This is a genomic window from Streptomyces sp. NPDC056486 (genome assembly GCF_042795295.1).
Classification (GTDB): Bacteria; Actinomycetota; Actinomycetes; order Streptomycetales; family Streptomycetaceae; genus Streptomyces.
In genome coordinates this window covers 1-6,557 of the sequence record NZ_JBHTSF010000214.1, presented here as the reverse complement: position 1 = coordinate 6,557, position 6,557 = coordinate 1, and the positions used below count along the sequence as shown (strand labels likewise).

The following is a 6,557-nucleotide window of genomic DNA, read 5'->3' as shown; positions in this document are numbered from 1 at the left end:
CAAGCCGACCCGCTCGTACGCCGAGGAGCGCACCAACCCGGTGACGGGCAAGAAGGAGACGGCGACGGTCACGGAGTACCCCGACACCGTCAAGCACGGCGATCGGGACGGGTCGGACAAGCCGACCCGCTCGTACGCCGAGGAGCGCACCAACCCGGTGACGGGCAAGAAGGAGACGGCGACGGTCACGGAGTACCCCGACACCGTCAAGCGGCCGAGCTCACAGGGAATTACAGGTCTCCCGAGCGGCATGACGGCGCCCGCTCCGGGGACCGGCGGGCTGTACCTCCGGGACGCGGGAGGCGCCGTCAAGGGCCTCATGACCGAGCGCGACCGGGCCCGGATCATCGCCTGCCACCCCAGTGACCGCGGCCTGGTCAGGGTCCAGCAGACCACCAGCGGATCCGGCGGGTGGGGCGCATACATCGGCTACGTGAAGATCGCCGCGACCGTCGCGCCGCACCGCATCGCCTGCGGCTGACCCGCAGGCACAGCTCGGCCGCCTGGCAACGCCACCAAGCGCGCCACGGAAGAGCACCCGACGGCCGACCCCGCACAGCACAACGGCCCTGGCCCGGTGTCATCAGCACCGGACCAGGGCCTAGCCAACCGAGCCACGCAACCACGAACCGGCAGGAGCTCAGCAGCTATGGCTAACCGTACCCGCGACTTCGAACGACGCATCGACCGTGCCAACGCCGCCGGTGAAGGCGCCGATAAGGCCCGGATCACCGCCGACCGCGTCCGCACCGAACGCGACAGTGCCCGCACCGCCGCAGGGCGCAACGCCCACACCCGGGGTGCCTGACATGGGCCTCTTCGGACGCAGCAAGGACGACGGCAACAGCAAGGACACCAGCGGTTCGAGCCCCAAGGGATTCACCGCCGAGCAGAAGGCCGGGCACCAGGGTCTGAACGACCGGCTGACCTGCAGCCGCCTGGAGAGCCGCGACAAGAAGGCCCCCGGCAGCTTCTAGGCCACCGCCCCACCACGGGGGCGCCGCCCCGGCCTGTGCCGCGACGGCGCCCCCTCGAATGTCACCCGGCGGAAGAGTCCCGCGCCTCGCAGGCGGCCACACAGCGGCGCCGGTTCGAGGCGCCCGAGGAGACCAACCGCTCACCTGCACACGCAAGCTGAAGGAGCACCAGGCCGTGAGCATCAAAGCCGACGACCCGCCGCGACCGCTGACGCGCGCAGGCCGCGCCGCACTGGACCAGATCAACATCGAGAACGCGGCTGCCGCGTCAGCCGAGGACATCAAGAACCAACGAGCTGCAGCCAAGCAACAGCGCAAGGCCGCAAAGCAGCAAGCGCGCATCGACCGCCGCACCATGAAGCGGGCCGCGAAGCAGAAGGACACACGCGAGAAGCAGAAGGCCGCGGACTCACGCGCCGCCCGGTGGCGCGGCAAACTCCGCCAACGCCGCGCGTTCGCGATCACCGCACTCGCCTTCACGGTCTCTCTCGCCGCTTCCGTCCCGATGCAGATCGGGTACTTCACCGACCTGCAGCACCACGGCGACACCCTCGGCTGGATCGGGTGGGCTATCGCCGCCGTCCTGGAAACCGTCGCGTGGGTGGCGATCATTCACCAACTCGACGCTGCCGACAGCGGCAAACCCATCGGCAAGTACCGGCTCGCCGCCTTCCTCCTCGCAACCGTCGTCGCCGCCATCAACTACGGACACGGAAGCGAGCAGTACGGCACCCTCGCAGGGGCGGCCCTGGCCGTCGCCGCGTACGCAGGAGTCGGCTCCGTCGAGTCCTTCATCCACCTGAAGAAACAGCAACGCGACAGCCGCCCCGCAGAACAGATCCGCGCGGCGGTGCACTTCCGCCTCGCCCACCCGCTCCTCGCCCTGCGCGCCTGGCGGCTGCGTGTCCTGTGGAACGGCGAAATCGGCGTCGAGCAGTCCCGCGCGATCGTGTGGGAACAGCGCCACGGTGCCGCTCTCGGCATCACCCACCGCGTCGTCAAGCGCATCAGGGAGCAAGAGGGCAAGGTACGCACCGAGTCGGCAAAGCTCCTCGAAGCCCGATACGGACGCAGCTTTGACGCCGCTGCCGACGAGGCACTCGCACTCGACGCGGACGACGCCGAGGCACCCACCCTCATCGTCCCCGGAGCCGTCGGGCACGACGGTCCCGTTGGCCTCGTCGACGTCCTCGGTCGACCCTTGGAAACTCGAGAATTCCCCTTCCCTGCTGGGAAGAAGCGCCCTCGCCCCACCCCGCGGCGGACGACTTCCGCGGGCAAGACCGAAGAGGAATGGGCCTCCCTCGTGGAGGCCGGCGCCGAGGCCCTGCCCAAGCTCGAAGCGCAAGCCGAAAGGGACCGGCGGCTGATCTCCTCGACCACCGGCACTGTCTCGCCCAACCGGCTCGCCGCGGCCGTCGGCCTGCGCGCGGACCTTGGTAGCGAGCTCCTCGACCGCATCGGGGCCCACACCGGACGTGCCCCCCGCAAGTTCGAGCGGGTCAACGGACACAGCGTGCGCTGACCGGCGCCCGCGGTCGTCCTCGTCGCCGACGAGGACGTGCCGGGGAAGCCGTACCGGCGCCCGTTCGTTCGATGACCGGCAGGAGCCCACATGACCATGACCGCATGGCAGGCGATCACCGCAACCACTGTCCGTACCGACATCGGGTGCGCGTACTCGGCCCTGGCCGCTGCCCTCAAAGCCGGTGACCCCCGCGCGGTTGAGCAGTACGCCGTTGCGCTGAACGCACTGACTCCGCTCTACCGCATCCAGGCCGCGAAGGAGTGCGGCCAGTGCATCAGCTCGGGCATCTCCGAGCGCCTGTGCACGGACCGGCAATGCACTCAGTACGCCGTGGGCGCCAGTCACAGCCACCCGTGCCCGTGCCCGAACCAGGTGGCCCACCCGAGTGCCTGACCCGGCGCCACCAACACGCGAGCGGCCCCCGATATACGAGTTGCGACGCTCCTCGGGGGCCCGCTCGCGCCATCCTGCGAGAGGACCAGGTCAGTATGACCGCCCACCAGACCGGCGGCACGGCCGCCGTCATCAGCCTGTCCGCCTGGCGGCGCAGGCACCCCCGCGCCGCCAGTGCCCGTACACAGGACCGTGCCGCGCAAATCCACACATCCAGCCCCGGGCCCGACGAAAGGGCCGTCCAGGCACGCCTGTTCGGCCTCCTCGGAGTTGGCGGGGGGTGGGGCCAGTGACCGAGCAGACCACTACTCAGGCCCCGCCGGACCCCGACGAGCCCCCGCGCTCCGGCTGGCCGCTCGGCCCGTTCGTTTCGCACGACGACATCACGGACGCCGTGAACGCAGCCGCCGGCGAACTCCCCGCCTCCGTCGACACGGGCCCGGCCGCCGAGGTCGAGGAGGACACCGACGTTCCGGCGACCGCCGAGGACAGTGGAGGCACCGCGCCGACGCTCCCCGTCGCCGACACCATCGAGAAATCCGCCGAGCCGGACGACGCGCCGGACACGAAATCCAAGCCCGCGAAGCCGAAGAGGAGCCGCAAGCCCCGCACCCGGGCCAAGGGCAAGAAGCGCAAGGGCTCCTGCGCATGCTGCGGCGGGACCGGGGGCGTGTGCTCCTGCCAGTGCCCCATCCGCGGCCCGCACGAGCACGACGCCGCCACCTGCTGCGCATGCTGCTCCGGCGCCGTCCATGCCCCGGCCGACGAGGACCAGGAGCAGCCGGAACCGGAAGAGGAGGACACCGACCAGACCGCCAAGAGGGTCGTACGGCTCGGCGGGGCGATCAAGTCCCTCGAATCCCTGACCGCCCGCCGTTGGCTGGCCGCGAAGTATGTGACCGGTACCGTCCTCGGCTGGTCGATCGGCCTCGACGACCTCGCCCGCGACGCCCTGTTCGCGACTCACGCCAACCCCGGCAATGGGCTCGGTGCCGCGTGCTCCGTCGCGGCCGTGCCTGTCGCGTTCATCGTCCTCGCCCGGCTGACCGCCCGCCTGCGCGTGCCGGTCCCGCTCGACTGGATCGTGTGCCTCGCGGGCACCGGCTACCTCGCCGAAATCGCGAACGGCTACGGCTACGCAGCCGCCGGATACATGACCGCGCACGGCTGGGACGCGCCCACCCTCGCCCCGCTCGCCATCGGCTGCGCGCTGCCCGTCGCCTCCTGGTGGGTCATCGACCGGCGCACCCAGCGATGGGCCGTCCACTGGCCCGGCCGCGTCCTGCACTGGGCTTCCACCCTCGTCACCGGGTCCGCCCTGCTCGGCCTCGCCTACTACCTCCCGAACGCGTAAGGACACCACGACATGACCACGCACACCGTCACCCTGGCCGCGATCTCCGAGACGACCGGCCGCCTCGGCGCGGGCGGCGCCGCGCTCATCCTCGGCGCCGTCCTCGTTATGGGCATCAAGTACGGAAAGCTCAAGGGCAAGAAGGGGCTTCTTGCGTTCCTGGGCCTGATGTTCGCCGCGGCTTGCGTCAAGGCGTCGGGCACCTGGGACCTGTTCACCGACCTCGCCGACATCCCTGGTGACGTCCTGCGCAGTGACCTGGGCCTGGGCGACGTCGGACCGGCCGCCCCGCCGATGCTCGCCGTCGCCATCCTCGCCCTGCGCAAGAACAGCGCGACGCAGACCGCGATGGTTGCGTTCTGGCTCTACGTCACGTGCGGCGGCACCGGGCAAGGCTCGATCTGGTGGGTCTTCTCTGGCCTGTTCGACAACCTCGTAACCCGACTCGCGGGATGAGGGGGGCCACCACATGAGCAGCGAAGCGCAAACCCCCAAGACGGAGCCGGACGAGGCTCCGGACCAGCGTCCCGCCCTCTCCCTGGTCAAGGAGACCGAGGAGGAGCACCAGGACCACGAGCCCGACGAGGAGCCCGGCGAGGAGGCGGGGCGTGCCGAAGGCCTGCGCCGACTCCTCGGCGTGATTCTCGAAAACGTCCGTGCCGCCGGGCGCTCCCTGCACGAGTCCGTCGCCGTCCTTGGTGGGCGTGACGGAATCCGGCACCTGGTGGGAGAGCTCACGTCCGGATCGGTCGTCCTCGGTACCCGGCTCTGGGCCTGGGTCGTTGTCCCCGAAGAGGAGCCCAAGCCCAAGGCGGTGAAGAAGGGGAAGAAGGACAAGGGCAAGCAAGGCGACGACGGCGAGAGCCCGTCAGGGGAGTTCAGCAGTCTGCCCCGGCCGGTACGCCGGGGCCTCGTCCTCGTCTTCATCGGCCTCGCGGCGTACCGCGCGGCCCCTGAACATCCCGTCCTTTTCGGTACCGGCGGTCTGGTCGTGTGGGCCACAGCCGCCCTCATCTCCGCCCCTCGCAAGGCCGAGGGCGACGAGGACGGGACCAGCGAGGAGGCCACACCCCGAAACGATCATGAAACGGGAGGCGGGGGAACGGCACCCGAGGAGGCCGCCCAGCTCACGCCCGCTCAGGCCGCCGCCGCACTACGGCAGTACGTCGAGCACGCCGTAGCCGCAGAGCATCACCTCACCCAGGCCCTGGGCGTGCACACGGAGATGCTCCTTGCCGGACTGCGCCGCAACAACAGGATGTTCATCCTCACCAGCCGCCACCCCGAACGGCGCGAGGAACAGTGGGACGTGAGCGCCCTGAACGCCGAGTTCAAAGACCTCGGCATCCCCGTGAAATCGATCAACATCAAGACCGCCACCGGGGGTCAGAACAACAAGAGCGGCGTCCACATCAAACAGCTCGGCGACGCCCTCGGCCACGCCCCCCGCCTGCCCGCCTCCCTGGTCCGAGACAACACCCCCACCCCCGCGGCAGATGGGGGCGCCCCCGCCCGCACGTAACGGGCCCCTTCCCAGTCCTCTTCTGGGCCGCTCCCGCACCCCGCGAGAGCGGCCCGAAAGAGGCGACCAGGCCCCGCCCCTCCCCTCTCTCACGAGTCTCTACCTGAGCCCTACCTAGCAGCCCTAGACCCCATCTGACCTGCGAAAACCTAACCCTGCTACCCGCGTCCTAGCCCCTCTACCCGGCCGATCTACCCGGCCGGAACCCGCCCGGCCCCCTTGCGGCGTGCGGCACCATGGACCCCGACCGCCAGTCATATACGGGGAGTTGGCCATGGCCGCAGAGCCGGAAGAGCAGCGCTACGAGGTGACCGTTAAGCGCGTCACGAAGGACGACGACGAGCGCGGATTCGTCAGCGCCAAGGCCATTGGAGCCGTCGCCGCGCTCGTCCTCGTAGTCTTCCTCGCGAGGAGCTGCGGCCTCGGCTGACCGGGTGCCAGGGCGGCATGCCACGGAAGGACACCGCCCATGACTGCAATCCAGCTCTCCCCAGCCGCCCGCCGCTCATATACCCGCCTGCGCCGCGGCGACCGCCGCCAAGCCGCCCGCGTAGAGGCCGCCCTCGCTCAACTCTGCGCCGGTCAGTACCCGGCGAGCGCGCGCCGCCTCACCGGACCCCGCACCGGACAGCACCGCGTCACCATCGGGAAGGTCCGCATCCTCTACGCGACCGCTGGAGGGGCCGTGAGCATCATCGCCATCGGCTACCGCCGCGACGTCTACGGCGGCGGAGCCGGACACCGCAACTAGGACACAAATGCCCGGCTCCCTCCGCCTGGAGG

The 6,557-nt window shown here is 70.4% G+C and carries 11 protein-coding genes; all 11 read left to right on the top strand.

What is annotated here, in order from left to right; genetic code table 11:
- Window positions 1-481, top strand: a 481-nt coding sequence (locus ACFQ7F_RS41875; RefSeq protein WP_383283405.1) for a hypothetical protein, incomplete at its 5' end; no start/stop codon positions are given.
- Between the two features lie 168 nt (window positions 482-649).
- On the top strand, window positions 650-808 hold the full coding sequence (locus ACFQ7F_RS41870) for a hypothetical protein (protein ID WP_383283402.1): 159 nt from the start codon (window positions 650-652) through the stop codon (window positions 806-808).
- 1 nt (window position 809) lies between these two features.
- A complete protein-coding gene (locus ACFQ7F_RS41865; protein ID WP_383283399.1) occupies window positions 810-977 on the top strand; it encodes a hypothetical protein in 168 nt (55 codons plus the stop codon).
- 175 nt (window positions 978-1,152) lie between these two features.
- On the top strand, window positions 1,153-2,502 hold the full coding sequence (locus ACFQ7F_RS41860) for a hypothetical protein (protein WP_383283396.1): 1,350 nt from the start codon (window positions 1,153-1,155) through the stop codon (window positions 2,500-2,502).
- Window positions 2,503-2,592: 90 nt separating this feature from the next.
- Complete coding sequence (locus ACFQ7F_RS41855) at window positions 2,593-2,898, top strand: hypothetical protein (protein WP_383283393.1); 306 nt, start codon at window positions 2,593-2,595, stop codon at window positions 2,896-2,898.
- A gap of 95 nt (window positions 2,899-2,993) precedes the next feature.
- Entirely contained in the window at window positions 2,994-3,191 is a 198-nt protein-coding gene (locus ACFQ7F_RS41850; RefSeq protein WP_383283390.1) for a hypothetical protein, read from the top strand.
- Entirely contained in the window at window positions 3,188-4,252 is a 1,065-nt protein-coding gene (locus ACFQ7F_RS41845) for a hypothetical protein (protein ID WP_383283387.1), read from the top strand. Before ACFQ7F_RS41850 ends, ACFQ7F_RS41845 begins: the two co-directional genes overlap by 4 nt.
- Window positions 4,253-4,264: 12 nt before the next feature.
- Window positions 4,265-4,708 (top strand): hypothetical protein, encoded by a 444-nt coding sequence (locus tag ACFQ7F_RS41840; RefSeq protein ID WP_383283384.1) that lies wholly within the window; start codon window positions 4,265-4,267, stop codon window positions 4,706-4,708.
- A gap of 13 nt (window positions 4,709-4,721) precedes the next feature.
- Window positions 4,722-5,774, top strand: coding sequence for a hypothetical protein (locus ACFQ7F_RS41835; protein ID WP_383283381.1), 1,053 nt, complete (start codon window positions 4,722-4,724; stop codon window positions 5,772-5,774).
- A 274-nt stretch (window positions 5,775-6,048) separates the two neighbouring features.
- Window positions 6,049-6,204, top strand: coding sequence for a hypothetical protein (locus ACFQ7F_RS41830; protein ID WP_383283378.1), 156 nt, complete (start codon window positions 6,049-6,051; stop codon window positions 6,202-6,204).
- A gap of 39 nt (window positions 6,205-6,243) precedes the next feature.
- The gene (locus ACFQ7F_RS41825) at window positions 6,244-6,525 is read left to right on the top strand and encodes a type II toxin-antitoxin system RelE/ParE family toxin (RefSeq protein WP_383283375.1); all 282 of its coding nucleotides are present in this window, start codon (window positions 6,244-6,246) and stop codon (window positions 6,523-6,525) included.
- Window positions 6,526-6,557: the final 32 nt, after the last annotated feature.

Bases quoted from the DNA above. Each gene is read 5' to 3' on its own strand.
- ACFQ7F_RS41850 (WP_383283390.1), top strand. From the start codon at position 2,994: ATGACCGCCCACCAGACCGGCGGCACGGCCGCCGTCATCAGCCTGTCC.
- ACFQ7F_RS41840 (WP_383283384.1), top strand. From the start codon at position 4,265: ATGACCACGCACACCGTCACCCTGGCCGCGATCTCCGAGACGACCGGC.
- ACFQ7F_RS41870 (WP_383283402.1), top strand. From the start codon at position 650: ATGGCTAACCGTACCCGCGACTTCGAACGACGCATCGACCGTGCCAAC.
- ACFQ7F_RS41865 (WP_383283399.1), top strand. From the start codon at position 810: ATGGGCCTCTTCGGACGCAGCAAGGACGACGGCAACAGCAAGGACACC.
- ACFQ7F_RS41835 (WP_383283381.1), top strand. From the start codon at position 4,722: ATGAGCAGCGAAGCGCAAACCCCCAAGACGGAGCCGGACGAGGCTCCG.
- ACFQ7F_RS41825 (WP_383283375.1), top strand. From the start codon at position 6,244: ATGACTGCAATCCAGCTCTCCCCAGCCGCCCGCCGCTCATATACCCGC.
- ACFQ7F_RS41830 (WP_383283378.1), top strand. From the start codon at position 6,049: ATGGCCGCAGAGCCGGAAGAGCAGCGCTACGAGGTGACCGTTAAGCGC.
- ACFQ7F_RS41855 (WP_383283393.1), top strand. From the start codon at position 2,593: ATGACCATGACCGCATGGCAGGCGATCACCGCAACCACTGTCCGTACC.